The sequence below is a fragment of the Pseudoclavibacter sp. CFCC 13796 genome, assembly GCF_008831185.1.
GTDB lineage: Bacteria > Actinomycetota > Actinomycetes > Actinomycetales > Microbacteriaceae > Pseudoclavibacter_A.
This window is the reverse complement of record NZ_WBKD01000002.1, coordinates 1-23206: the sequence shown is the minus strand read 5'-3', so window position 1 is coordinate 23206 and position 23206 is coordinate 1. Positions and strand designations below refer to the sequence as shown.

The window sequence follows — 23206 nt, the reverse complement described above, 5'->3', positions numbered from 1 at the left end:
TATTCGAAACTTTATCCGAACGATGGGCATCTGACCAAAGATGTCTTCGAACAGGCGTGGCGTGGGTGGGTTGCCCAAACGCAGATTCGAAGATATATTCGAAAGACACGTTCGAAAGGACTTCTCATGGACGCGACCAACAACCTCTCCTCGGCACCCATCGTCAAGACGCGAGCACGTCTCACGCGTCGTGGCCGGCAGGTGCGGGCGCTGGCACTGGTGATGCTGCTGACCGCAGTGATTGTGGCGGCCATCTCATTCGGTACCCAGGCCTTCGCCGGTGACGACGAGCCGATCGAAGTCACCAGAGTGCAGGTCCAGCCCGGCGACACGCTCTGGGACATCGCACAGCTGTCCGCCCCGCGTCATGACGTGCGCGACGCCGTCGCCGAGATCCGCAGAGCGAACCACCTCGACGACGCCACGGTGCATCCTGGTGAACAGCTGATCATTCCCGCTCATCTGCTCGACGCCTGAACGACGAACTCGCCGATTGGATCGAGACCGGAGTCTTGATGACACCGTCCTGTCGGTTCGTCGTTTGTGCGAGAGTGCGCGCGTAGACTTGCGTCTGTGACCACTCTTGATGATCTTCCCCTTCGCGCAGAACTCGTCGGACAGCAGCCGTACGGCGCACCGCAGCTGCACGTGTCCATCGAACTCAATGTGAACGAGAACACCTTTGGACTTCCCTCAGAAGCCGTTCGCGACATCCAAGAGAGCGTCGCTGGTGTGGTCGCCGGTCTGAACCGCTACCCCGACCGAGAGTTCACCGCACTGCGCGAAGCCCTGGCCGGCTACCTCGGCCACGGTGTCACCCCAGAGCAGGTCTGGGCGGCAAACGGCTCGAACGAGGTGCTGCAGCAGGTGCTGCAGGCATTCGGTGGGCCAGGTCGGTCACTGCTGAGCTTCGTACCGACCTACTCGATGTACCCGCTGCTGGCAGCCGGAACACAGACGGCCTGGCTGCCGATTGATCGGCAGGCTGATTTCACTCTCACCCCAGATGCCGTTGCCACGGCAATCCGCGAGCACCGTCCAGATCTCGTGTTCATCTGCCGGCCCAACAACCCCACCGGCACTGGCGCCGCGCTCGAGGTGATCGAAGCCGCATACGCCGCAACTGATGGCATCGTGGTCGTCGACGAGGCCTATCAGGAGTTCAGCGGTTCCGATGCCGTGAGCGCACTCACACTGCTGCCGGGACGCCCACGTCTGGCGATCTCGCGCACCATGAGCAAGGCGTTCGCCTATGCGGGTGCGCGGGTCGGCTATCTCGCCGCAGATCCGGCGTTCGTCGACGCACTTCGGCTGGTGCGGCTGCCCTACCACCTCTCTGCGCTCACTCAGGCCGCGGCCGAAGCCGCACTGCGTCACGCGTCGGCGATGCTCGCCAACGTCGATCGCATCCGCGCGCAACGAGACCGCATCGAACAGCGAGTTGCCGAGCTCGGCTTCACGCCCTATCCCTCTGAGTCGAACTTCGTGCTGATCGGTGGCGTGGCAGACCCGAAAGACACCTTCACTCGTCTGCTCGCCGAGGGCATCATCGTTCGCGACAACGGTATTCCGCACACGCTGCGTGTCACCGCCGGAACCGAGAGCGAGACCAGCGCGTTCCTTGCCGCCTTCGAACGAATCGCCACGCCGGTCACCGCCGGTTAGACTAGGTGATCGTATTGCCTCCGGGCGGCTGATCGCCCTGGACGAGGGCAGTTGACAAGGGAGAGAGATGCCTGAATCATCGCGTCGAGCGACCGTGCGCAGAGAGACCTCTGAATCGTCAGTCCGCGTGACTGTCGATCTCGACGGCACCGGCACGTCGCACATCGAGACCGGGGTTCCCTTCTACAATCACATGCTCACGGCACTGAGCCGACACTCGCTCATCGACCTCGATATCGAGGCGACCGGCGACATCGACATCGATGTGCATCACACCGTCGAAGACACCGCTATCGTCTTGGGCGAGGCAGTGAAGCAGGCGTTGGGCGACAAACGGAGCATCACGCGCTACGGCGACGCCACGGTCCCGCTCGACGAGGCTCTGGCACAGGCCGTCGTCGACATCTCGGGGCGTCCGTACTTCGTGCACACCGGCGAGTCAGAGGCATTCACGATGCACCTGATCGGCGGTCACTTCACCGGTTCTCTCGTCGGTCACGCCGTAGAGTCGTTCGCCTTCCACGCGGGAATCACCATCCACCTGCGTGTGCTGGCCGGTCGCGACCCGCACCACATCGCCGAGACTGAGTTCAAAGCGGTCGCGCGCGCGCTGCGTGCTGCGGTGTCGCTCGATCCGCGCGTCACCGGAGTGCCCTCGACAAAGGGCGCCCTGTGAGTGCAAGACCCACGGTCGCCGTGCTCGACTACGGCAGCGGCAACGTACACTCAGCGGCGAAGGCACTCACGCAGGCAGGCGCCGATGTTCAGCTGACCCGGGACAAGGCCGCGGTGGGCGCCGCCGATGGACTGCTCGTGCCCGGTGTCGGTGCGTTCGGCGCCGTGATGGACCAGCTCAACGAAGTCGGCGCACCCCAGATGATCGAGCGGCGCCTCGCCGGCGGGCTTCCCGTGCTCGGCATCTGCGTCGGCATGCAGGTGATGTTTGACCATGGTGTCGAAGGCGAGACGGAGCATGACGGACTGGCTCAGTGGCCTGGTACCGTCAGTCGTCTGCAGGCTCCTGTGCTGCCGCACATGGGGTGGAACACCGTGCAGCCGGGGGAGAGCAGCCGTCTCTTCTCGGGCATTGAGAACGAGCGCTTCTACTTCGTGCACACCTTCGCGGCCAAACGCTGGACGCTGCAGACCGACCCGCCGTTTCCGCAGCCGGTCGTGACCACGGCATCCTACGGAGAGCCATTCTTGGCCGCGGTCGAGAACGGTGCCCTGTGCGCGACGCAGTTCCATCCTGAGAAGTCGGGGCGTGCAGGCATCAGACTGCTGCGCAACTGGCTGAGCACATTGCCGAACGTCGCCCACTGAGGTGTCGTGCACGAGACATCAGGTCACTCGGGGAGCCCTGTGACCGGTATGAATGAGGGAGAGACACATGAGTGAGGAAGATCTGGCCCAGCGCCCTGAACTGGTGCTGCTGCCTGCCGTCGACATCGCCGATGGAAAGGCCGTGCGCCTCACCCAGGGCGAGGCCGGCACTGAGAAGTCGTACGGCGACCCGACCGATGCGGCCCTTGACTGGGTTCGCCAAGGGGCAGACTGGATTCACCTGGTCGACCTTGACGCCGCCTTCGGTCGCGGTGAGAACCGCAAGGCGATTCGTCGCGTCATCAAGCAGGCCGGTCACGTCAACATCGAGCTCTCCGGCGGCATCCGCGACGATCGCTCTCTCGAGCAGGCGCTCAGCACCGGTGTCAAACGCGTGAATCTCGGCACCGCAGCGCTGGAGAACCCTGAGTGGGCTGCGAAAGTCATCGGTGAGTATGGCGAGGCGATCGCCGTCGGCCTCGACGTGCGTGGTACGACCCTCGCTGCGCGCGGGTGGACGAAAGACGGCGGCGACCTGTTCGAGGTTCTGGAACGTCTGGAAGAAGCCGGCTGTGCTCGCTACGTCGTCACCGATGTGTCGAAGGACGGGACGCTCAAAGGGCCGAATCTCGACCTGCTGAGCCAGGTGCTCGCTCGCACTGACAAGCCTGTTGTGGCCTCTGGCGGTGTTTCCTCCCTGGACGACGTCGCAGCGCTGCGCGATCTGATTCCGGCTGGCCTCGAGGGGGCGATCATCGGCAAGGCTCTCTACGCCGGTCGCTTCACCTTGGCCGAGGCCCTCGACATCGCTCGCGACTGAGGCGCGTCGATGACTGACAGCCGTGCATCCGGCGTGCCTGCTGACTCAGCCGGCACGCCATGGGCCGGGCGCCGATTCGAGGCCAATCGCTTCGCGACTGATGACGGCACTTCGCCGACGGCTTGGTTGGAGGCGGTGCGCAGGTTTCGCCTGGCCGAGATCAGCATCAGCGAGGTCATCGCGGTGCTGCACAAGACGAGGCTGCTGATTCCACTGGTCGCCGAGCTCGAATCCTCCGGCGTCGCAGAGAACGGGCTGCCGGTCGACAAATCTGCCGAGCTCGCAACAGTCACCGTTGCGACTCCTGACGGTCAGCGTGCGCTGCCCGTCTTCACCGCGGTGGATGCCATGCAGCAGTGGAACCCCGAGGCGCGGCCGGTGCCAGCCGAGGCTCCCAGGGTCGCGCTGGCAGCGGCGGGGGAGCACACCCCGCGTGTAGTGGTCGATCCCGGTGCCGAAAGTGAGTTCGTAGTGCGCTGGCCGGCTCTGGAAGCGCTGGCGACTGGCCGCGCGTGGACTCCGGCGATCGACGACCCGCGCGTACTGGAGGCGTTCATGCGTCCGGCCAGTGAGCTGCCCAGCATCAAATCGCTGGTTCTGACCCCGGGCGACCCGACCTCACAGCTGCGCGGTCCAGAGATTCTGGTGCAGCTCGAGATCATCGACGGTCTGGACGCTGCGGCGCTGAAAGAGATGTCGGACTGGCTCTCTGAGCAGTGGCGTGCCGACGAGACCATCATGGGCCAGGTGGACTCGATCGGGGTGCGCTTCGTGCGCACCCAGTACTGAACGCCGGGATGCTTTCGTTCAGTCCACTGGTCCTGTGAGCTTCTCACCCGGGCCCTCGCCACGGGCGTCGGGAATCAGTGACGCCTCGCGGAAGGCCAGCTGCAGGGTGCGCAGCCCGTCGCGCATGCTGCGGGCATGCAGGTTGCCGATCGCAGGCGCCGATGCGATGACCAGCCCGGCCAGCGCCTCAATGAGTTTGCGCGCCTCGTCGAGGTCTCGTTCCTGCTCTGGATCCTGAGCCAGCCCGATCTTCACGGCTGCGGCGCTCATGAGATGCACGGCTGCGGTCGAGATGACCTCGACGGCAGGAACGTCGCCGATATCGCGGGTCAGATCCTCCAGCGCTTCGCGCTCCCGAACATCCATCTCGCGCGCTCCGTCGGCCGTCGGTGACTCAGCCGCGTCGGCGCCGTCGCTGTGCAGACCGCTGGAACGCTCGCCCAGAATGTCGCCTTCGTGGATGCTTCGCTTGGTCATCTTCGCTCTTTCTCTCGTCTCCCCGGCACTCAGAACGGCAGGAGCGGCGCAAGTGCTCGCAGGAGGGCTCGGTCTCTGGTAGTATGGCTTGTGCTGTGCGTCTCGACGATGCTCAGCGCTGAGCTGAAGAGGAGTTCACACTCCCACCTACTGTAGTCGACCTCAACACAGACTGCCGGGTCCAAAGTGCTCAAGACGCGACTGCGCCTTGCTGCTTCTCTGACGTTCACCATGCCGTGCACGAGTAAGGAGCAGCCGATTAGCGAGCCGCGCATCAATGACCGTATCCGAGTTCCCGAAGTCCGCCTGGTCGGGCCCAAGGGAGAGCAGATCGGTGTCGTCTCCGTAGCCAAGGCACTGCACTTGGCGCGTGAGGCTGACCTCGACCTCGTCGAGGTCGCCCCGCATTCGAAGCCGCCGGTAGCCAAGCTCATGGACTACGGCAAGTTCAAGTACGAAGCCGCTCAGAAAGCGCGTGAGGCCCGTCGCAACCAGACGAACGCCCAGCTCAAAGAGATTCGCTTCCGCCTCAAGATCGACAGCCACGACTACGAGACCAAGAAGGGCCATGTGCTCAGGTTTCTCAAGAGTGGCGACAAGGTCAAGGTCATGATCATGTTCCGTGGTCGTGAGCAGTCTCGCCCCGAGTTCGGCTACAAGCTGCTCATGAAGCTCGCCGAAGAGCTCAAGGAGTACGCGACCATCGAGTTCAAGCCGCTGCAAGACGGTCGCAACATGACCATGGTGCTGGCGCCGATCCGCACCAAGGCTGAGATTAAGGCCGAGGCCGAGCGTGCTGCGAAACGCGAGGCGAAGGCCGCCGAAGTCGAGGCTGACGCTGAGAAGACCACGGCTGACGCAGAGAAGACCAACTGACCGATCCACCGGTCGGCAGATACGAAAGAGAAGAAGAAGATGCCAAAGCAGAAGACACATTCCGGTGCCAAGAAGCGTTTTCGCACCACCGGCAGCGGCAAGCTGTACCGCGAGCAGGCGAACAAGCGCCACCTGCTCGAGCACAAGTCGTCACGTCGCACCCGTCGCCTGAGCGCGGATGTCCCGGTCTCGGCCGCTGACACCAAGCAGGTCAAGCGACTGCTGGGCAAGTAAGAGCGAACCGGACTGAAGAGAGAGTACTGAAATGGCAAGAGTCAAGCGTTCCGTCAACGCCAAGAAGAAGCGTCGCGAGATCCTCGAGAAGGCAGAGGGCTACCGCGGTCAGCGGTCGCGCCTCTACCGCAAGGCGAAGGAGCAGGTCACTCATTCGTACACCTACGCCTTCCGTGACCGCCGTGCGAAGAAGGGGCAGTTCCGCCGCCTCTGGATCCAGCGCATCAACGCTGCGGCACGTGCGAACGGCATCACCTATAACCGTCTGATCCAGGGGCTGAACCTGGCCGGTGTCGAGGTCGACCGCCGCCTGCTCGCCGAGCTGGCCGTCACTGACGCCAAGACGTTCAGCAGCCTCGTCGAGACCGCAAAGCAGGCTCTGCCCACTGATGTGAACGCTCCTCAGGCCTGAACATGCTCAGCAGCGTTCACAACGAGCGCGTGAGATTCGCTGCCTCTTTGGCACGCAGAGACGCCCGGTCGAAGACCGGGCGTTTTCTGCTTGATGGGCCGCAGGCCGTGGCCGAGGCCATTCGGTGGCGCCCTCAGGTCGTCGAACAGGTCTATGTGGCAGAGAACGCCCTCGGGCGCCTCAGCGATCTGTCCGAATCTGCTCGCGCGGCTGGGCGGCCGGTCGAGACCGTCACAGAGCGTGTGCTCAAAGCGATGAGTGACACGGTGCATCCGCAGGGCGTCGTGGCGGTGGCCCGGCAGTTCCCGGTTCGCGCCGAAGACCTGTTCTCCGGAACCCCGAGACTCGTCGTGATCATGCATCACGTCTCAGACCCGGGAAACGCTGGCACCGTGCTGCGGGTGGCCGACGCAGTGGGCGCCGACGGAGTGGTGTTCACCGATCGCAGCGTCGACGTCTACAACCCGAAAGTGGTGCGTTCGACGACCGGGTCGCTCTTTCACCTGCCGGTGGCGGTCGGGGTCGATCTGGGCGAAGCAATGCGACTCGCACACGAGAGCGGCCTGCAGACCCTCGCGGCCGACATCAGCGGTGACGAGCTCGCATCTGATGAGGCGACGGCAGAGCTGCTGTCTCGGCCGACGGCATGGCTCTTCGGCAATGAGGCGCACGGTCTCGACGATGCCGAACTTGCCCTCGCCGACCGCGCCGTGCGACTGCCGATCTACGGTCAGGCAGAGTCGCTGAACCTGGCCATCGCCGCCAGCGTCTGCCTGTACCAGTCGGCGTTTCGCATGCACGCCTGAACGGCGCAGGAGTCGGCCCCTACGTGAGGTCGGCCGTCGGTGCAAGTCGAATAGGATTCGCCGGGTCGGTCTGCGATTGCTACTGTGTAGCCAGGTTTCACTCTTGTTACGAGAGTGTTACGCGGCAGTTCTTGCAATGAAGCGCTAACTACGATGGGGCACCATGACCACGAACGACACCGTCTCGATCCCGCAGATCCAGAGTGATGACCCCATTGTGGTCATTGACCACGTCGAAAAGCACTACGGTGAGCTGCACGTGCTGAACGATATCAACACGAACGTGGGCCGTGGCGAGGTCGTCGTCGTGATCGGCCCCTCCGGGTCAGGCAAATCGACGCTCTGTCGGGCGATCAACCGACTTGAGACGATTGACTCGGGCACAATCACCATCGACGGCAAGCCGCTGCCCTCCGAAGGAAAAGGCCTCGCACGCCTCCGTGCCGACGTCGGCATGGTCTTCCAGTCGTTCAACCTCTTCGCGCACAAGACGATCCTTGAGAACGTCACGCTCGGCCCCATCAAGGTGCGAGGTCTCAAGCGCAAAGAAGCCGAAGAACAGGCGATGGTTCTGCTCAAGCGTGTCGGTGTGGCGAACCAGGCCATGAAGTACCCCGCTCAGCTCTCAGGCGGCCAGCAGCAGCGCGTGGCCATCGCCCGCAGCTTGGCCATGAACCCCAAGCTCATTCTGCTCGACGAGCCGACCAGCGCGCTTGACCCCGAGATGATCAACGAGGTGCTCGACGTCATGGTCGAGCTGGCTCGCACCGGTATGACCATGGTGGTGGTCACACATGAGATGGGCTTCGCCCGCAAAGCGGCCAATCGCATCATCTTCATGGCCGACGGCCAGATCGTCGAAGAGGCCCGGCCAGAAGAGTTCTTCACGAATCCCAAAACCTCGAGAGCACGTGAGTTCCTCTCGAAGATCCTCACGCACTGAGTCGTGAGCTCAACCCGAAAGAATGGAGACCACCCCATGAGAATGAGGAAAGCGCTTTCAGGTGCAGCACTGCTGGCAGTCGGGGCGATCGCCCTCAGCGGATGCGCGTCAGGCGGTTCGACGACAGATTCCGCCAAGTTCCCGGTGGCAGAGAACGTCACGGTCGAGGGCAGCCCGACCTTCGACGCGATCAAGCAGCGCGGCAAAGTCGTCGTCGGTGTGAAAGACGACCAGCCTGGCTTGGGCTATCTTGACGCCGCAACAAACGAGCGCTCTGGGTTCGACATCGAAGTGGCACAGTGGATGGCCGCCTCGCTGGGCTTCGGTGCTGACAAGATCGAGTACAAGTCGATTCCGAGCGCCAACCGTGAGCAGTCGATCATTAATGGCGATATCGACTACTACGTGGGCACCTATTCGATCACTGACAAGCGCAAGCAGCAGATCGGCTTCGCCGGTCCGTACTTCGTGACCGGTCAGGGCCTGCTTGTCCGTTCGGACGACGACTCGATCAAGGGCCCCGATGATCTGGCAGGTAAGACCGTCTGCTCCGCAACCGGCTCGACGCCGATTCAGAACATTCGCGAGAACTACCCCGAGGCGAAGGTCACTGAATTCGACAAGTACTCGCAGTGCGTCGACGGGCTGAAGAACAAGCAGCTCGATGCCGTCACGACAGATGAGGCCATCCTGATCGGCTACGCCGCGCAGGATCCAGACTCGCTCAAAGTCGTTGGCGAACCCTTCACCACTGAGAAGTACGGCATCGGTCTGAGCAAGGACGACACCGCACTGCGCACGTTCTTCAACAAGACGCTCACCGACGGCGGCTCCACCTGGACAGAGATCTTCGACCGCACTCTGGGAGCGTCGGGCACGAAGGTCGAGCAGCCCAAGGTCGAAGCGTACTGATTCGCCGTCGACTCGCTCCGCTGAACGACGTGGCCGTCTGAGCCACTGGCCGGCGGGGCACGGAGTGCCGGGGAAATTCTCCCGGCACTCCGATCCTTCCCATCCGCATCGAACTGAGAGACGAACGTGAACACTCTGCTCGAAAACAGCGACCTGTTCCTCACCGGGTTTCGCAACACTCTGATTCTGTTCGCAGTGTCAGCGGTCTTCTCTCTGTTGCTCGGCGGCGTGGTCGGCGCCATGCGAGTGTCACCTGTCGGCCCGATGCGCGTGGTCGGCACGGTGTACGTGAACCTGGTGCGCAATACTCCACTCACTCTGCTCATGCTGTTCTTCGCATTGGGCTACCCGAAGCTGGGGCTGCCGACTCCTGGTTTCATGGCGTTGGCCATCATCTCCCTGAGCCTCTACACCGCAACCTACGTCGCAGAGGCCATCCGCTCCGGCATCAACACCGTTCCGGTCGGACAGGCCGAGGCCGCACGGTCGATCGGGCTGACCTTCGGGCAGACCATGTCGCAGGTCGTGCTGCCCCAGGCGATCCGAGCCGTCGTTCCTCCGCTGATCAGCGTGTTCATCGCTCTTCTGAAGAACACCACAGTGGCTGCGGGCTTCTCCGTCTTCGAGGCGGGCGCCATCCGCGCCTACGCCTCAGAGCGTGGTGAGAACGCCATGGTTGTGCTGCTCTGGGTCGCACTGATCTTCGTGGTGCTGGTAATGGGGCTTTCTCTGCTACAGCGAGTCCTCGAGAAGAAATGGAAGGTCAAGGCATGAGCACCTCCGTTCTCTATGACGCACCAGGCCCCAAGGCCCTGCGACGCAATCGCATTCTGGGCGTGGTCACGGTCATCGTCGTCATCGCCGTACTGGGCTTCGTGATCTCTCACCTGGCGACGAGTGGCCAGTTCGAGGCGAAGAAGTGGCAGCTGTTCACCTACCCCTTGGTGTGGCAGCGAGTCGGGCTCGCCCTCGTCTCCACGCTTTCTGCGTTTGCTCTCGCCGCGGTGCTCAGTCTCGTGCTCGGAGTGGTGCTCGCTGTCGGGCGACTCTCGGATCACGCCTGGGTGAGCCGTCCGGCCGCTTGGATCACCGAGCTGTTCCGGGCCGTTCCTCTGCTGATCCTGATGATGATCATCTACTACGGTCTGCCGACGATCGGTGTCACTTGGGTGAGCCCGTTCGTCGCGGTCGTCGCCGGCCTGACGATGTACAACGGCTCGGTTCTCGCCGAGGTGTTCCGCTCCGGCATCCAGGCACTGCCGAAGGGGCAGGCAGAGGCCGGCTACTCGATCGGCCTGCGCAAGGGGCAGGTCATGCGCATGATCCTGCTGCCGCAGGCGGTCAAGTCGATGATGCCAGTGATCATCTCGCAGCTGGTCGTCGTGCTCAAAGACACGGCACTTGGCTTCATCGTCACCTATGAAGAGCTGCTGTACGTCGCCAAGTTCTACGGGGCTCAGGCACAGTTCGACTATCCGATCATTCCGTCTGCCATCGTTATCGGTTCGATCTACATCGGTCTCTGCCTGCTGCTCAGCGGCTTCGCGGTTTGGCTGCAGCGCCGGCTGAGCCGAGCGCACCGCTGACCAGTACGCACCAGCTGAAGCGCGCATTCCGAGTGTGATGCGCAGACGTCGCTAGAATGGAGTGGTGCGCGCAGGCGCACCCTCCACTTCGACCGCGGCTGCACCACGTGCCGGCCGCCTCGCGAGGAACGTCACGGAACGGAATCATGTCTGATCACACTCCCATCACGGGCGAGATCGTCGACGGGCTCGTCGACGATGCTCTGCAAGCGATCGAGGCCGCGGCGACGACCGACGAACTGAAGCAGGTTCGAGCCGCACACAGCGGCGAAGGTTCGCCGCTGGCCACACTCAACCGATCGATCGGCGGCCTGCCGAAAGAGCAGAAAGCCCAGGCCGGCAAGCTCGTCGGTCAGGCACGCGGCCGAGTGAACAAGGCCTTCGCCACGCGCGAGAGCTCACTCGCCGCCGCTGAGAAAGCGGAGCGGCTCGCAGCCGACACCGTCGACATCACGGCCGCCGCCAGCATCCATCGCACCGGATCCCGCCACCCCCTCAACCTGCTCGTCGAGCAGGTCAGCGACGTCTTCGTCGGCATGGGGTGGGAGATCGCCGAAGGGCCCGAGATCGAGAACGAGTGGTTCAACTTCGACGCGCTGAACTTCGACGCCGACCACCCCGCTCGCGCAATGCAGGACACCTTCTTCGTCGAGCCGGTCGACCGGCATCTGCTGATGCGCACCCACACCTCTCCAGTGCAGGTGCGTTCGCTGCTGACACGCGACCTGCCCGTCTACGTTCTGGCTCCGGGGCAGGTGTACCGCACAGATGAGCTCGACTCGACGCATACTCCCGTGTTCCACCAGTTCGAGGGGCTCGCGGTCGACCGAGGGCTGACGATGGCCGATCTGCGCGGCACGCTCGAGCACATGGCGCGCATCATGTTCGGCGACGACGCACGCATTCGCCTGCGCCCCAGCTACTTTCCCTTCACCGAGCCCAGCGCCGAACTCGACGTCTGGTACCCGGGGGCCAAAGGCGGCCCGCAGTGGGTCGAATGGGGCGGCTGCGGCATGGTTCACCCCAACGTGCTGCGTGCGGCGGGCATCGATCCCGAGGCATACTCAGGCTTCGCGTTCGGCATGGGCGTCGAGCGCACGCTGCAGTTCCGCAACGATGTGAATGACATGCGTGACATGGTCGAAGGCGATGTGCGCTTCAGCGAGCAGTTCGGGGTGATTATCTGATGCGGGTTCCATTGAGCTGGCTCGGCGAGTTCGTCGAGCTGCAGAGTTCCGAACCGGATGCGGTGCTGGCCGCGCTGGTCAAAGTCGGGCTCGAAGAAGAAGACGTGCATGCGTTCGAAGTCAGCGGCCCGCTCGTCGTCGGCCAGGTGCTCGAGGCGACGCCCGAGCCTCAGACCAACGGCAAGACCATCAACTGGTGCAGTGTGCGTGTGGCCCCCGAAGGCCAGCAGGCTGCTGACGGCGGCGAGTCGGTGCGCGGCATCGTCTGCGGCGCGCACAACTTCGTGGTGGGTGACAAAGTCGTCGTGACGCTGCCCGGCAGCGTGCTGCCCGGTGACTTCCGCATCGCGGCGCGAAAGACGTACGGCCATGTCTCTGACGGCATGATGGCCAGCGCGCGCGAGCTCGGCCTGGGCGAAGACCACGACGGCATCATCGTGCTCGCCGATCTGGGGCTAGACCCCGAGGTCGGCACGCCGGCGATTCCGCTGCTCGGCCTGGACGACCGCGCGGTCGAGATCAATGTGACGCCTGATCGTGGCTACGCTTTCTCGATTCGCGGTGTGGCCCGCGAGTACGGTCACGCGTCCGGCGCGGCCTTCGTCGACCCGGTCGATCGGGTGGGCACACCCGTGCTCGCATCCGGCTTCTCGGCCGAGATCGACGACCGGCAGCCGATTCGGGGCGCGGCCGGCGTGCGCAGCTTTGTGACGCGCGTCGTCGACGGCGTCGACGCCAGCGCCCCGACGCCCCCGTGGATGCTGGAGAGGCTGACATTGGCCGGCATCCGGTCGATCTCGGTCATCGTCGACATCACCAACTACGTCATGCTCGAGACCGGGCAGCCGATCCACGGCTACGATCTCGACCGACTCGACGGCGGGCTGGTGGTGCGTCGCGCACAAGCCGGCGAGAAGCTGACCACGCTCGACGACAAAGAGCGCACCCTCGACCCTGAAGACCTGGTCATTGCCGATCATGCTCATGCCATCGGCCTGGCCGGCGTGATGGGTGGTGCGGCCACCGAGGTGAGCGAGACCACGAAGCGTGTGCTCGTCGAGGCTGCGGCGTTCGAGCCGGTCTCGATCGCCCGCACCGCCCGCCGACACAAACTGCCCAGTGAGGCTTCGAAGCGCTACGAGCGCGGAGTCGATCCCGCCATCGCCCCGGCGGCTGCGCAGCGCGTCGTCGACCTGCTGGTCGAACTCGCTGGCGGAACGGCCTCCGAGATCGGATCGGCCTACCTGCCCGAGCTGCCCAAGACGACGGTGCAGCTGCCGGTCGACGCTGCGGCCGCGCTGACCGGCATCGACGTCACCCGTGACGAAGTGGTGTCGATTCTGCGACAGATCGGTGCCCAGGTCGTTGACAACGGCGACGTGCTCGACGTCACGGCACCCACCTGGCGCCCTGACATCACCGAACAGGTCGACCTGATCGAAGAGGTCGCCCGCATCGCCGGCTACGAGCGCATTCCGGTGCGCCTGCCGGTGGCCCCTCCGGGGCACGGCTACACGGCTGCTCAGCAGACCCGTCGGCGGCTGGCCCGGCATCTCGCCGGTGCCGGCTACACCGAAGTCTTCAGCTATCCGTTCGTCTCTGCAGCGCAGAACGCGCTGTTCGAGTCGGCAGAGGTGGCGTCGGTCGCCCTGGCGAACCCGCTCGATGCCAAAGAGGGGCTTCTGCGTCGGCTCGTGCTGCCCGGTCTGCTCGAAGTGGCCCGGCGCAACATCAGCCGCGGGCTCACCGACCTGGCGATCGTGGAGCAGGAGCTGGTCTTCCGCCCCGAAGCAGGGCAGCAGACTGGGTCGCCGCAGCTGCCGATCGGCACGGCGCGTCCCGATGCGACCACGCTGCAGGCACTTTACGAGAGCCTGCCGCCACAGCCGCGGCACATCGCCGCAGTGCTCGCCGGCAACAGCATCGCGCATCAGCCCGGCACCAAGGCGCTGCCCGTCGACTGGCAGGAGGCCAGCGCGTTCGTGGCACAGGTGGGTCTCGCCTTCGGCGTCACGCTCAGCCTGCGTCAGGCTTCGCTCATCGGTCTGCATCCCGGGCGCGGTGGTGAGGTCGTCGCCTCGACGGCCGAGGGCGAGATCGTCGTGGGCTTCGCCGGCGAGCTGCATCCCGACCACATCGCCGCGATGAAGCTGCATGGGCGCATCGCCGTCGCCGAGATCGACATCGATGCCCTGCAGCGCATCGCCCCGACTCAGGTGCACGCCGCGCCGGTGCGTACGCAGACGGCGGCCACACAAGACCTCTCTCTGGTCGTGCCGCTCGACACTCCGGCGGCTCATGTGCGGGCTGCCGTCACCGAAGGCGCCGGCGACCTGCTCGAACACGTGCAGTTGGTCGACGACTATCGCGGAGACGGCGTCGGCGAGGGCGAGAAGTCGCTCACGTTCGCTCTGCGCTTCCGCGCGGCCGACCGCACACTGACCGCCGCAGAGGCGACCGAGGCGAAGGACGCCGCGGTCGCGCTGGCGGCCGAGCGCTTCGGTGCGCAGCTGCGGGCCTGACGTAAGGTGAATGCCATGTCGATCTCTGTAGCCGTCGCCGGAGCCAGCGGGTATGCGGGCGGAGAGCTGCTTCGGCTGCTCTCGTCGCACCCACAGCTCGAGGTGCGCACGGTCACCGCTCATTCGAACGCCGGGCAGCGCCTCGGTGACATCCACCCCCACCTGCACCGTCTCGGAGACCTCGTGCTCGCCGACACGAGTGCCGAGAACCTCGCGGGTCACGACGTGGTCTTCGTGGCCCTGCCGCACGGCAAGAGCGGCGAACTCACTGATCGGCTGCCCGACAACGTGGTCGTCGTCGACGCCGGGGCCGATCATCGGCTGATCGACGAAGACGACTGGAACCGCTTCTACGGCGGCGACTATCACGGGGCCTGGACCTATGGTCTGCCAGAGCTGCTCCGTGAAGGCGGCCGTCAGCGCGACTGGCTGCGCGGGGCGACTCGAATCGCCGCTCCGGGCTGCAACGTGAGCGCGATCAGCATCGGGCTGGCGCCCGCCGTCGCGGCAGGCCTGGTCGAGACCGACGACTTGGTCGCCGTGCTCGCGGTGGGTCCCTCCGGCGCCGGGCGTTCGCTGAAGCCGAACCTGCTCGCCAGCGAGATCCTCGGATCGGCCAGTGCGTACGCCGTCGGCGGCACCCATCGCCACATCCCCGAGATCCAGCAGGATCTGCGTTGGGCCGCCAGCGCTCCGGGCGAGATCTCGACGCAGGACATCCACATCTCATTCACCCCCGTGCTTGTGCCGATGGCCCGTGGAATCCTGGCCACCTCGACCGCACGGCTGTCTGCGGGCACCACGATCGGCGACCTGCGCGACGCCTACGAAGCCGCTTACGAAGACGAACGCTTCGTCGAACTGCTGCCCGCCGGCCGTTTTCCGGCGACCGCATCCGTGCTCGGCTCCAATGTCGCCTCGCTCGGCATCGCCGTCGACGAGGCCGCCGGGCGGCTCGTCGCCGTCTCAGCGCTCGACAACCTGGTGAAGGGCACCGCCGGTGCCGCCATTCAGTCTGCAAACATCGCCCTGGGCCTTGACGAGGCCGCCGGGCTGCCCATCGAAGGAGTCGCTCCGTGACCGTCACCACACCAGCAGGATTCGAGGCGGCCGGCGTGGCCGCCGGTATCAAAGCGAACGGACACCGCGATCTGGCGCTCGTCGTCAACCGCGGGCCGCGCTTCGATGCCGCTGCGGTGTTCACCACCAACCGATGCCAGGCGAACCCAGTGCGCTGGAGCCGTCAGGTCGCGGCCGACGGCCGCGTCGACGCGGTCGTGCTGAACTCCGGTGGTGCGAACTGCTACACCGGCGAGCAGGGCTTTCAGACGGCTCACGCGACAGCAGAGGCGGTCGCCGAACAGGTCGGCGTCTCGGCCGGCGACGTCGTCGTCTGCTCGACCGGCATCATCGGGCATCAGCTGCCGCTCGAGAAACTGGTCGGCGGCGTGAGCGCTGCCGCTGCCGAGCTCTCTGCAGACGGCGGCAGCCTGGCCGCCGAAGCCATCCTCACGACTGACACTGTGGCCAAAGAGGTCGCTGTGCGGCATCCCGACGGCTGGTCGATTGGCGGCATTGCCAAGGGGTCGGGCATGATCGCCCCGGGCATGGCCACCATGCTCGTCGTGGTCACCACCGATGCCGTGATCGAGGCCGCCGAACTGCAGCAGGCGCTCGACGAAGCCGTGCGACACACGTTCAACCGCCTCGACGTCGACGGCTGCATGTCGACCAACGACACGGTCACCCTGCTGAGCTCTGGCGCCTCGGGCGTCAGCCCTGAGCACGCGGAGTTCGTCGCCCGGCTGACCGAGGTCTGCGACGTGCTGGCCGCCAAGATCCAGGATGACGCCGAGGGCGCTTCGCACACCATCGACATCGAAGTGCAGCATGCAGCAGACGAGGATGACGCGATCGAGGTCGCCCGCGCCGTGGGACGCAGCAACCTCTTCAAGACCGCCATCGCAGGCAACGATCCGAACTGGGGACGGGTCCTCGCGGCTGTGGGCACGACTCAGGCCGCGTTCGACCCCTTCGACATCGACGTGACGATCAACGGCACCCGCATCTGCCATGCGGGCCAGCCCGATCGCGACCCCGCCACCGTCGACCTGACGTCTCGCGCCGTGCATGTGCTGATCGACCTGAAGTCAGGCGAGACGACAGGTATGGTGCGCACCAGCGATCTCACCCATGAGTACGTCGAGATCAACAGCGAATACGAGAGCTGATATGACTGAGCATCTCTCTCTGGCCGAAGACGCTGCGCTGGCCGAAGTCAAGACCGCCACGCTGATGGAGTCGCTGCCGTGGCTCCAGAAGTTTCACGGCGAGACCTTCGTGCTGAAGTTCGGCGGCAACGCGATGGCCGACCCAGCGCTGATCGACGCGTTCGCTCAGGATGTCGTCTATCTGAGCATGGTCGGCATTCGGCCCGTCGTGGTGCATGGCGGCGGCCCGCAGATCACGCAGATGCTGGAACGGCTCGGCATTCCCACCGAGTTCAGGGTCGGGTACCGCTACACCTCACCCGAAGCGATGGACGTCGTGCGCATGGTGCTCACCGGGCAGATCTCTCGCGATCTGGTCGGGCGCATCAACCATTACGGTCCGTTCGCCGTCGCCATCTCAGGCGAAGACGCCGGCCTGTTCACGGCCGAGCGCATCACGGGAAACGACCACGGCAGGTCTGTCGATCTGGGACTCGTCGGCGAGGTCGTCGGCGTGCAGCCGCAGATCGTGCGTGCACAGCTCGACGCCGGGCGTGTGCCGGTCGTCTCGTCGATCGCACCAGAGGGGGAGTGCGGCGCTCAGCCGCTGAACGTCAACGCCGATCGGGCCGCCTCGGCCCTCGCCGTGGCGCTCGGCGCAGCGAAGCTCGTGCTGCTGACGAACGTCGGGGGGCTCTACCGCGACTGGCCGGATCCCACCAGCCTGATCTCGCAGATGACGACCGATGAGCTCGAACAGATGCTGCCGAGCCTTGAGAGCGGCATGATCCCGAAGATGCGCGCCTGCCTTGACGCCGTGCGCGGCGGCGTTCCTCAGGCGCACGTGGTCGACGGGCGACGTCCGCACTCGGCGCTGCTCGAGATCTTCACCCAGTCGGGTATCGGAACGCTCGTCACCCCGGCGCCCGACGCGACAGCCCGCGCCGAGACGAACGACGCATCGGCCGAGCGACGATGATGCGGGACCGCCTCGACTGACCGGTCGTTCACGGCGGCCCCGACCATCGCATCCGCCCACCCATTGCGCAACGCACTCATTCACCGCACAGGAGCACATCACACACATGGCAGACTGGACCACTGACTATCAGGAGCATCTGCTTCCCGTCTTCGGCACCCCCGCACGCGAGCTCGACCATGGTCGAGGTGCATGGGTGTACGACGTCGACGGCAATCGGTATCTCGACTTCCTGGCCGGCATCGCCGTCTCGGCGCTCGGCCACGCCCACCCCGCACTCGTGCGCGCGATCAGCGAGCAGGCCGCTCGCATCATCCACGTCTCGAATCTGTTCACCTCACCGTCTCAGATCGGTCTCGCCGAAGACCTGCTGCGTGTCGCCGGCAACCCCGAGAACGGCCGCGTGTTCTTCGCCAACAGCGGCACCGAGGCGAACGAGGCGGCTTTCAAGATCGCTCGCGCCCATGCACGTCAGGGCGGCGGCACTCGCATTCTCGCGCTCGAGCACGCCTTTCACGGGCGCACTCTCGGTGCTCTCAGCGTGACGTGGAAGCACAAGCTGCGCGAGCGCTTCGAGCCGCTTGCGAGCGAGGTCGAGTTCATTCCGGCGACGCTCGACGCGCTCGACACCATCGACGACTCTGTGGCTGCGATCTTCGTCGAGCCAGTGCAGGGTGAGGCCGGTGTGCTGCCGCTTCCCGAAGGGTACCTGCAGAAGGCCCGGGAACTCACGACGCAGGCGAACGCACTGCTCATCGTCGACGAGGTGCAGACCGGCATGGGCCGCACCGGCAGCTGGTTCGCCTTCCAGCAGTCGGGCATCATGCCAGACGTCTTCACGCTGGCCAAGGGGCTCGGCGGCGGTGTGCCGATCGGTGCGACTGTCACCGTCGGAGCAGCCAGCGGCATCCTGCATGCCGGCGATCACGGTTCGACGTTCGGCGGCAACCCGCTGGCGACGACCGCGGGTCGCACGGTCATCAACTCGATCGAGAGCGAGGCCCTGCTCGACAACGTGCGACACCAGTCACAGCACCTGCGCGACCTGCTCCCGACGCTGCATCTCGTCACGGGTGTGCGCGGCATGGGGCTGTTGCTCGGCGTGCAGCTGGAGAAGCCGGTCGCTGCCGACCTTGTCGCGGCCGCCCTTGAAGAGGGGCTCATCATCAACGCACCCGATGCGCAGACCATCCGACTCGCACCGCCGCTGATCATCGGCGAGGCAGAGGTGCAGGAGTTCGGCGAACGGTGGACGAAAGCGACAGAGAGGCTCAGCGCATGACCAGGCATTTTCTTCGAGACGACGATCTGACTCCCGTCGAACAGGCCGAGGTGCTCGACCTCGCGGCCGCACTCAAAGCCGACCGTTTCTCTCAGCGCCCGCTTGAGGGCCCGCAGACGGTCGCCGTGTTCTTCGACAAGACGTCGACGCGCACCCGTGTGTCGTTCGCAACGGGCATCGCCGATCTCGGCGGCTCGCCGCTGATCGTCGAGTCGCAGTCGAGCCAGCTCGGCGGCAAGGAGTCGATCAGCGACACCGCACATGTGCTCGAGCGCATGGTCGCGGCGATCGTCTGGCGCACCTACGCACAGTCAGGCCTCGAAGAGATGGCCGCGAACAGCCGCGTCCCGGTCGTCAACGCTCTGTCGGACGACTTCCACCCGTGCCAGATTCTGGCCGACCTGCTCACGATTCGCGAGCACAAGGGCGCACTCAAGGGGCTGACGCTGACGTATGTCGGTGATGCGGCGAACAACATGTCGCACTCCTATCTGCTCGGCGGCGCGACCGCAGGCATGCACGTGCGCGTGGCCGGCCCGGAGGGGTATCTGCCCGACCCGCAGGTCGTGGCGGATGCCGAACGACGTGCCGCCGAGACAGGTGGGTCTGTCTGGGTCGGCACCGATCCGGCTGCTGCGGTCAAGGATTCGGACGTCGTGCTCACCGACACCTGGGTGTCGATGGGGCAGGAGTCCGAGAAGGCCGAACGCCAGCGACTGTTCACCGACTATCAAGTGAATGACGAGCTCTTTGGCCAGGCGGCTGACGACGCGATCTTCCTGCACTGCCTGCCGGCCTACCGGGGCTATGAGGTCTCGGCGTCGGTCATCGACGGCCCGCGCAGCGTGGTCTGGGACGAAGCTGAGAACCGTCTGCACGCGCAGAAGGCGCTGCTGGCCTGGCTGCTGCAGCACTGAGCAGCGCAGGCCCCGACAGCTGCACAGATCGACGAGCTCTGAACGGGCCGCGGCACATCCCCCTGCCGCGGCCCGTTCTGCGCATCCGGCGCGCGCCGCGGTGCACGGGCCCGACGAGACCTCTCACGTAGAATGAACACGGCCGCAGGCGCGGCATGAAGGAGCACAATGTCTGAACGCGCAGGAAAAGCCGGAGCACTCTGGGGAGGACGCTTCACCGACGGGCCGTCGCCGGCTCTCGCCGAGCTGAGCAGGTCGACACAGTTCGACTGGGTGCTCGCTCCCTATGACCTGGCAGGTTCGCACGCGCACGCGGCGGCCCTGCATCGGGCCGGCTATCTGACCGACGACGAGTACCGAGACATGATCGCAGCCCTCGACGAGCTCGGTCGTCGGGTGGCATCCGGCGCGTTCGCGGCCCAGCCAGAAGACGAAGACGTGCACTCCGCGCTCGAACGCGGCCTGATCGAGATCGCCGGGGGCGAGCTCGGCGGCAAGCTGCGTGCCGGTCGATCGCGCAACGATCAGATCGCGACTCTTGTGCGCATGTATGCCAAAGATCACGCCCGAACCATCGCAGGCCTGGTCGCCCACGTCGTCGACGCACTGCTCGAGCAGGCCGAGCGCCATATCGATTACCCGCTGCCCGGTCGTACGCATCTGCAGAGCGCTCAGCCCGTACTGCTCGGGCATCATCTGCTGGCGCACGTCTGGCCGCTGCTGCGCGACCTCGACCGACTTGCCGACTGGCGTGATCGTGCCGACGTGTCGCCCTACGGCTCGGGCGCGCTCGCAGGCAACACTCTGGGGCTCGATCCGCAGGCGGTTGCCGAAGACCTGGGGTTCACCTCGTCGGTGCAGAACTCGATCGACGGCACGGCCTCGCGCGACGTGGTCGCCGAGTTCTCGTTCATCCTCACGATGATCGGTATCAATCTGTCGCGCTTCGCCGAAGAGATCATCACTTGGAACACCGCTGAGTTCGACTTCGTGACTCTCGACGACGGTTACTCGACCGGCTCGTCGATCATGCCGCAGAAGAAGAACCCCGACATCGCCGAGCTCGCTCGTGGAAAGAGCGGCCGTCTCATCGGCGATCTGACCGGGCTGCTGGCGACGCTGAAAGCGCAGCCGCTGGCATACAACCGTGACCTGCAAGAAGACAAAGAGCCGATCTTCGACCAGGTGACGCAGCTCGAAGTGCTGCTGCCCGCCTACGCAGGCATGGTCGCAACGGCCCGTTTCAACACCGAGCGCATGGCCGAGGCCGCGCCCAAGGGATTCTCTCTGGCGACCGACGTCGCCGAGTGGCTCGTGAAGCGGGGTGTGCCCTTCCGCGACGCCCACGAGATCTCGGGCAAGCTGGTCGGATACTGCGAACAGCGTGGCATCGGTCTCGACGACCCCACCGACGCAGAGTACGCATCCGTGGATGCGCGGCTCACGCCCGGCGTGCGAGAGGTGCTGACCGTCGCCGGATCGGTGAACGCCCGCACCGGGCGCGGCGGCACCGCGGCGGTGAACGTGCGATCCCAGCTCGAAGAGGCACCGCGAACACTGAGTGAGACGCTGCGTCGTATCGGCGTCGCCGAGCAGCAGGCATAGACAGAAAGTGACTGAAACCGTGACGGACACCCCGACCGAACTCGCGCCGCAGCGCATCGACGAGTCATTCGACTCCATCGTCGACGAGCTCCAGTGGCGGGGGCTCATCTCAGTGAGCACCGATCTCGACGACCTGAGAGCATCTCTCGCCGCCGGCCCGATCCGCTATTACTGCGGGTTCGACCCCACTGCGGCGAGCCTGCACCTGGGCCACCTCGTGCAGCTGCTGCTGATGCGTCGCCTGCAGCTGGCCGGCAATACGCCGTATGCTCTGGTCGGCGGGGCGACGGGGCTCATAGGCGACCCGCGGCCAACCGCTGAGCGCACGCTGCATTCCCGCGAACAGGTCGGAGAGTGGGTCACACGCATCCAGCATCAGGTGTCGCGGTATCTCAGCGACGACGGTGCCAACGCGGTGCGCATCGTGAACAACCTCGACTGGACGGCTGAGCTGAGCGCGATCGACTTTCTGCGCGACATCGGCAAGAACTTCCGCGTCGGGGCAATGCTGTCGAAAGAGGCCGTCTCGAAGCGGCTCAACTCGGACGCCGGCATCAGCTACACCGAGTTCAGCTACCAGGTGCTGCAGGCCAATGACTTTCTCGAGCTGTTTCGTCGTGAGGGAGTCACCCTGCAGAGCGGCGGCCAGGATCAGTGGGGCAACCTCGTCGGCGGTGTCGATCTGATCAGGCGTGTCGAGAAGCAGTCGGTGCATGCGATGGGCACGCCGCTCATCACGAACTCCGACGGCACCAAGTTCGGCAAGAGCGAAGGCAACGCCATCTGGATCGATGCCGACCTGACCGCGCCGTACGCGTTCTACCAGTTCTGGCTGAACACCGACGACGCTGACGTGATCGCACGACTCAAGGTCTTCACGTTTCTGACTCGAGACGACATCGCGGAGTACGCACAGAAGGTCGCCGACGAGCCGTACAAGCGTGAGGCGCAGCGTCGCCTGGCGTTGGAGGTCACCGCGCTGGTGCATGGGCTGGACGCCACGCTTGCGGCGATCGACGCCTCGGCTGCGCTCTTCGGCAACGGCGACCTCACGACGCTCGACGAAGCCACGCTGATCGCCGCGCTGGCCGAGCTGCCCTCCGCGACCGTCGCACCGGACACCACGGTTGCTGCGGCACTGGTCGAGACAGAGCTGGTGAAGAGCCTGGGCGAAGCCCGACGTGCGATCTCTCAGGGAGGGGTCTCGGTCAACAACGAACGGGTCGCCGACCCAGAGGCCACCTTGGCAGACCAGTCGCTGCTGCACGGGCGCCATGCGGTGCTGCGACGCGGCAAGAAGACGCTGGCCAGCCTGACTGTGGCATAGACACGCAGCAGCACCCGGCCCGTCGCCGGTCGAAAGGGAGTCGTCACCACTGGTGGCGGCTCCCTTTTCGTCTTCAGGGCGTCTCTGGTCTGGTGAGGGGATAAGACCACCTGCTTGCAGGCGGCTGTGGCCCAAGTCGTTCCGAGAGCCCCGACTCGTGGGAGAGTGCCTGTGTGTGGGGGTTGGTGTTCGACACGCCCGGGTGGTTGGTGTGGTTTTGGGTGGTTGGTGGGGTGTGGGTATTGTTTCTTCTTGTCACCCCAAAGGTGCTGGGATCTGTAGGGTTCTGGGCCTCAAGCGGGGGCCGCTCATTGTGTTGCTGGGGCCGTTTGGT

At 65.2% G+C, this 23206-nt stretch carries 24 protein-coding genes; 23 read left to right on the top strand and 1 reads right to left on the bottom strand.

Annotation, left to right across the window (positions count from 1 at the left end; translation table 11 throughout):
* Nucleotides 1-126 precede the first annotated feature (126 nt).
* From F8O07_RS09085 to F8O07_RS09060, 6 genes are all read left to right on the top strand, one after another.
* Nucleotides 127-477 (top strand): LysM peptidoglycan-binding domain-containing protein, encoded by a 351-nt coding sequence (locus tag F8O07_RS09085; protein WP_158031890.1) that lies wholly within the window; start codon nt 127-129, stop codon nt 475-477.
* A 96-nt stretch (nt 478-573) separates the two neighbouring features.
* Nucleotides 574-1665 carry a histidinol-phosphate transaminase gene (locus F8O07_RS09080; protein ID WP_158031889.1) on the top strand — a complete coding sequence of 364 codons (1092 nt, stop codon included), beginning with the start codon at nt 574-576 and terminating at the stop codon, nt 1663-1665.
* A 67-nt stretch (nt 1666-1732) separates the two neighbouring features.
* Complete coding sequence (gene hisB, locus F8O07_RS09075; protein WP_158031888.1) at nt 1733-2341, top strand: imidazoleglycerol-phosphate dehydratase HisB; 609 nt, start codon at nt 1733-1735, stop codon at nt 2339-2341.
* A complete protein-coding gene (hisH, locus tag F8O07_RS09070; protein WP_158031887.1) occupies nt 2338-2988 on the top strand; it encodes an imidazole glycerol phosphate synthase subunit HisH in 651 nt (216 codons plus the stop codon). The genes hisB and hisH overlap by 4 nt, the downstream gene beginning before the upstream one ends.
* A gap of 67 nt (nt 2989-3055) precedes the next feature.
* The gene (gene priA, locus F8O07_RS09065; protein ID WP_158031886.1) at nt 3056-3808 is read left to right on the top strand and encodes a bifunctional 1-(5-phosphoribosyl)-5-((5-phosphoribosylamino)methylideneamino)imidazole-4-carboxamide isomerase/phosphoribosylanthranilate isomerase PriA; all 753 of its coding nucleotides are present in this window, start codon (nt 3056-3058) and stop codon (nt 3806-3808) included.
* Nucleotides 3809-3817: 9 nt separating this feature from the next.
* Nucleotides 3818-4597, top strand: coding sequence for an SseB family protein (locus tag F8O07_RS09060; RefSeq protein ID WP_158031885.1), 780 nt, complete (start codon nt 3818-3820; stop codon nt 4595-4597).
* Between the two features lie 18 nt (nt 4598-4615).
* Here F8O07_RS09060 and F8O07_RS09055 read toward each other — a convergent pair whose 3' ends face one another.
* Nucleotides 4616-4963 carry a DUF1844 domain-containing protein gene (locus tag F8O07_RS09055; RefSeq protein WP_158032137.1) on the bottom strand — a complete coding sequence of 116 codons (348 nt, stop codon included), beginning with the start codon at nt 4961-4963 and terminating at the stop codon, nt 4616-4618.
* Between the two features lie 342 nt (nt 4964-5305).
* Here F8O07_RS09055 and infC point away from each other — a divergent pair, with 342 nt between their 5' ends.
* The 17 genes from infC (at nt 5306) to tyrS (ending at nt 22872) form a co-directional block, all read left to right on the top strand.
* Complete coding sequence (gene infC / locus F8O07_RS09050; protein ID WP_158032136.1) at nt 5306-5950, top strand: translation initiation factor IF-3; 645 nt, start codon at nt 5306-5308, stop codon at nt 5948-5950.
* A 39-nt stretch (nt 5951-5989) separates the two neighbouring features.
* Nucleotides 5990-6184, top strand: a complete 195-nt coding sequence (gene rpmI / locus F8O07_RS09045) for a 50S ribosomal protein L35 (protein ID WP_158031884.1) — start codon at nt 5990-5992, stop codon at nt 6182-6184.
* 31 nt (nt 6185-6215) lie between these two features.
* A complete protein-coding gene (gene rplT / locus F8O07_RS09040) occupies nt 6216-6596 on the top strand; it encodes a 50S ribosomal protein L20 (protein ID WP_158031883.1) in 381 nt (126 codons plus the stop codon).
* 2 nt (nt 6597-6598) lie between these two features.
* Nucleotides 6599-7402 (top strand): TrmH family RNA methyltransferase, encoded by an 804-nt coding sequence (locus F8O07_RS09035; protein WP_158031882.1) that lies wholly within the window; start codon nt 6599-6601, stop codon nt 7400-7402.
* Between the two features lie 163 nt (nt 7403-7565).
* Nucleotides 7566-8345, top strand: coding sequence for an amino acid ABC transporter ATP-binding protein (locus F8O07_RS09030; RefSeq protein ID WP_158031881.1), 780 nt, complete (start codon nt 7566-7568; stop codon nt 8343-8345).
* Nucleotides 8346-8381: 36 nt separating this feature from the next.
* The gene (locus tag F8O07_RS09025) at nt 8382-9257 is read left to right on the top strand and encodes a glutamate ABC transporter substrate-binding protein (RefSeq protein WP_192496739.1); all 876 of its coding nucleotides are present in this window, start codon (nt 8382-8384) and stop codon (nt 9255-9257) included.
* A 126-nt stretch (nt 9258-9383) separates the two neighbouring features.
* A complete protein-coding gene (locus F8O07_RS09020; protein ID WP_158031880.1) occupies nt 9384-10031 on the top strand; it encodes an amino acid ABC transporter permease in 648 nt (215 codons plus the stop codon).
* The gene (locus F8O07_RS09015) at nt 10028-10843 is read left to right on the top strand and encodes an amino acid ABC transporter permease (protein WP_158031879.1); all 816 of its coding nucleotides are present in this window, start codon (nt 10028-10030) and stop codon (nt 10841-10843) included. The genes F8O07_RS09020 and F8O07_RS09015 overlap by 4 nt, the downstream gene beginning before the upstream one ends.
* A gap of 146 nt (nt 10844-10989) precedes the next feature.
* Nucleotides 10990-12030 carry a phenylalanine--tRNA ligase subunit alpha gene (pheS, locus tag F8O07_RS09010; protein ID WP_158031878.1) on the top strand — a complete coding sequence of 347 codons (1041 nt, stop codon included), beginning with the start codon at nt 10990-10992 and terminating at the stop codon, nt 12028-12030.
* Nucleotides 12030-14552: a phenylalanine--tRNA ligase subunit beta gene (gene pheT, locus F8O07_RS09005; RefSeq protein ID WP_158031877.1), complete on the top strand. Its 2523-nt coding sequence runs from the start codon at nt 12030-12032 to the stop codon at nt 14550-14552. Before pheS ends, pheT begins: the two co-directional genes overlap by 1 nt.
* Nucleotides 14553-14567: 15 nt before the next feature.
* Nucleotides 14568-15632, top strand: coding sequence for an N-acetyl-gamma-glutamyl-phosphate reductase (gene argC / locus F8O07_RS09000; protein WP_158031876.1), 1065 nt, complete (start codon nt 14568-14570; stop codon nt 15630-15632).
* Entirely contained in the window at nt 15629-16783 is a 1155-nt protein-coding gene (argJ, locus tag F8O07_RS08995; protein WP_158031875.1) for a bifunctional glutamate N-acetyltransferase/amino-acid acetyltransferase ArgJ, read from the top strand. Before argC ends, argJ begins: the two co-directional genes overlap by 4 nt.
* A gap of 1 nt (nt 16784) precedes the next feature.
* Nucleotides 16785-17741: an acetylglutamate kinase gene (gene argB, locus F8O07_RS08990; protein WP_158031874.1), complete on the top strand. Its 957-nt coding sequence runs from the start codon at nt 16785-16787 to the stop codon at nt 17739-17741.
* A 106-nt stretch (nt 17742-17847) separates the two neighbouring features.
* Nucleotides 17848-19023, top strand: coding sequence for an acetylornithine transaminase (locus tag F8O07_RS08985; RefSeq protein ID WP_158031873.1), 1176 nt, complete (start codon nt 17848-17850; stop codon nt 19021-19023).
* Nucleotides 19020-19940: an ornithine carbamoyltransferase gene (argF, locus tag F8O07_RS08980; protein ID WP_158031872.1), complete on the top strand. Its 921-nt coding sequence runs from the start codon at nt 19020-19022 to the stop codon at nt 19938-19940. The genes F8O07_RS08985 and argF overlap by 4 nt, the downstream gene beginning before the upstream one ends.
* 168 nt (nt 19941-20108) lie before the next feature.
* Nucleotides 20109-21545, top strand: coding sequence for an argininosuccinate lyase (gene argH, locus F8O07_RS08975; protein ID WP_158031871.1), 1437 nt, complete (start codon nt 20109-20111; stop codon nt 21543-21545).
* A gap of 7 nt (nt 21546-21552) precedes the next feature.
* Nucleotides 21553-22872, top strand: coding sequence for a tyrosine--tRNA ligase (gene tyrS / locus F8O07_RS08970; protein WP_225733264.1), 1320 nt, complete (start codon nt 21553-21555; stop codon nt 22870-22872).
* Nucleotides 22873-23206: the final 334 nt, after the last annotated feature.

Coding starts and splice junctions, on each gene's coding strand:
- F8O07_RS09085 (WP_158031890.1), top strand. CDS start 127: ATGGACGCGACCAACAACCTCTCCTCGGCACCCATCGTCAAGACGCGA.
- hisB (WP_158031888.1), top strand. CDS start 1,733: ATGCCTGAATCATCGCGTCGAGCGACCGTGCGCAGAGAGACCTCTGAA.
- priA (WP_158031886.1), top strand. CDS start 3,056: ATGAGTGAGGAAGATCTGGCCCAGCGCCCTGAACTGGTGCTGCTGCCT.
- F8O07_RS09060 (WP_158031885.1), top strand. CDS start 3,818: ATGACTGACAGCCGTGCATCCGGCGTGCCTGCTGACTCAGCCGGCACG.
- F8O07_RS09055 (WP_158032137.1), bottom strand. CDS start 4,963: ATGGATGTTCGGGAGCGCGAAGCGCTGGAGGATCTGACCCGCGATATC.
- infC (WP_158032136.1), top strand. CDS start 5,306: ATGCCGTGCACGAGTAAGGAGCAGCCGATTAGCGAGCCGCGCATCAAT.
- rpmI (WP_158031884.1), top strand. CDS start 5,990: ATGCCAAAGCAGAAGACACATTCCGGTGCCAAGAAGCGTTTTCGCACC.
- rplT (WP_158031883.1), top strand. CDS start 6,216: ATGGCAAGAGTCAAGCGTTCCGTCAACGCCAAGAAGAAGCGTCGCGAG.
- F8O07_RS09035 (WP_158031882.1), top strand. CDS start 6,599: ATGCTCAGCAGCGTTCACAACGAGCGCGTGAGATTCGCTGCCTCTTTG.
- F8O07_RS09030 (WP_158031881.1), top strand. CDS start 7,566: ATGACCACGAACGACACCGTCTCGATCCCGCAGATCCAGAGTGATGAC.
- F8O07_RS09025 (WP_192496739.1), top strand. CDS start 8,382: ATGAGAATGAGGAAAGCGCTTTCAGGTGCAGCACTGCTGGCAGTCGGG.
- F8O07_RS09015 (WP_158031879.1), top strand. CDS start 10,028: ATGAGCACCTCCGTTCTCTATGACGCACCAGGCCCCAAGGCCCTGCGA.
- pheS (WP_158031878.1), top strand. CDS start 10,990: ATGTCTGATCACACTCCCATCACGGGCGAGATCGTCGACGGGCTCGTC.
- pheT (WP_158031877.1), top strand. CDS start 12,030: ATGCGGGTTCCATTGAGCTGGCTCGGCGAGTTCGTCGAGCTGCAGAGT.
- argC (WP_158031876.1), top strand. CDS start 14,568: ATGTCGATCTCTGTAGCCGTCGCCGGAGCCAGCGGGTATGCGGGCGGA.
- argB (WP_158031874.1), top strand. CDS start 16,785: ATGACTGAGCATCTCTCTCTGGCCGAAGACGCTGCGCTGGCCGAAGTC.
- F8O07_RS08985 (WP_158031873.1), top strand. CDS start 17,848: ATGGCAGACTGGACCACTGACTATCAGGAGCATCTGCTTCCCGTCTTC.
- argF (WP_158031872.1), top strand. CDS start 19,020: ATGACCAGGCATTTTCTTCGAGACGACGATCTGACTCCCGTCGAACAG.
- argH (WP_158031871.1), top strand. CDS start 20,109: ATGTCTGAACGCGCAGGAAAAGCCGGAGCACTCTGGGGAGGACGCTTC.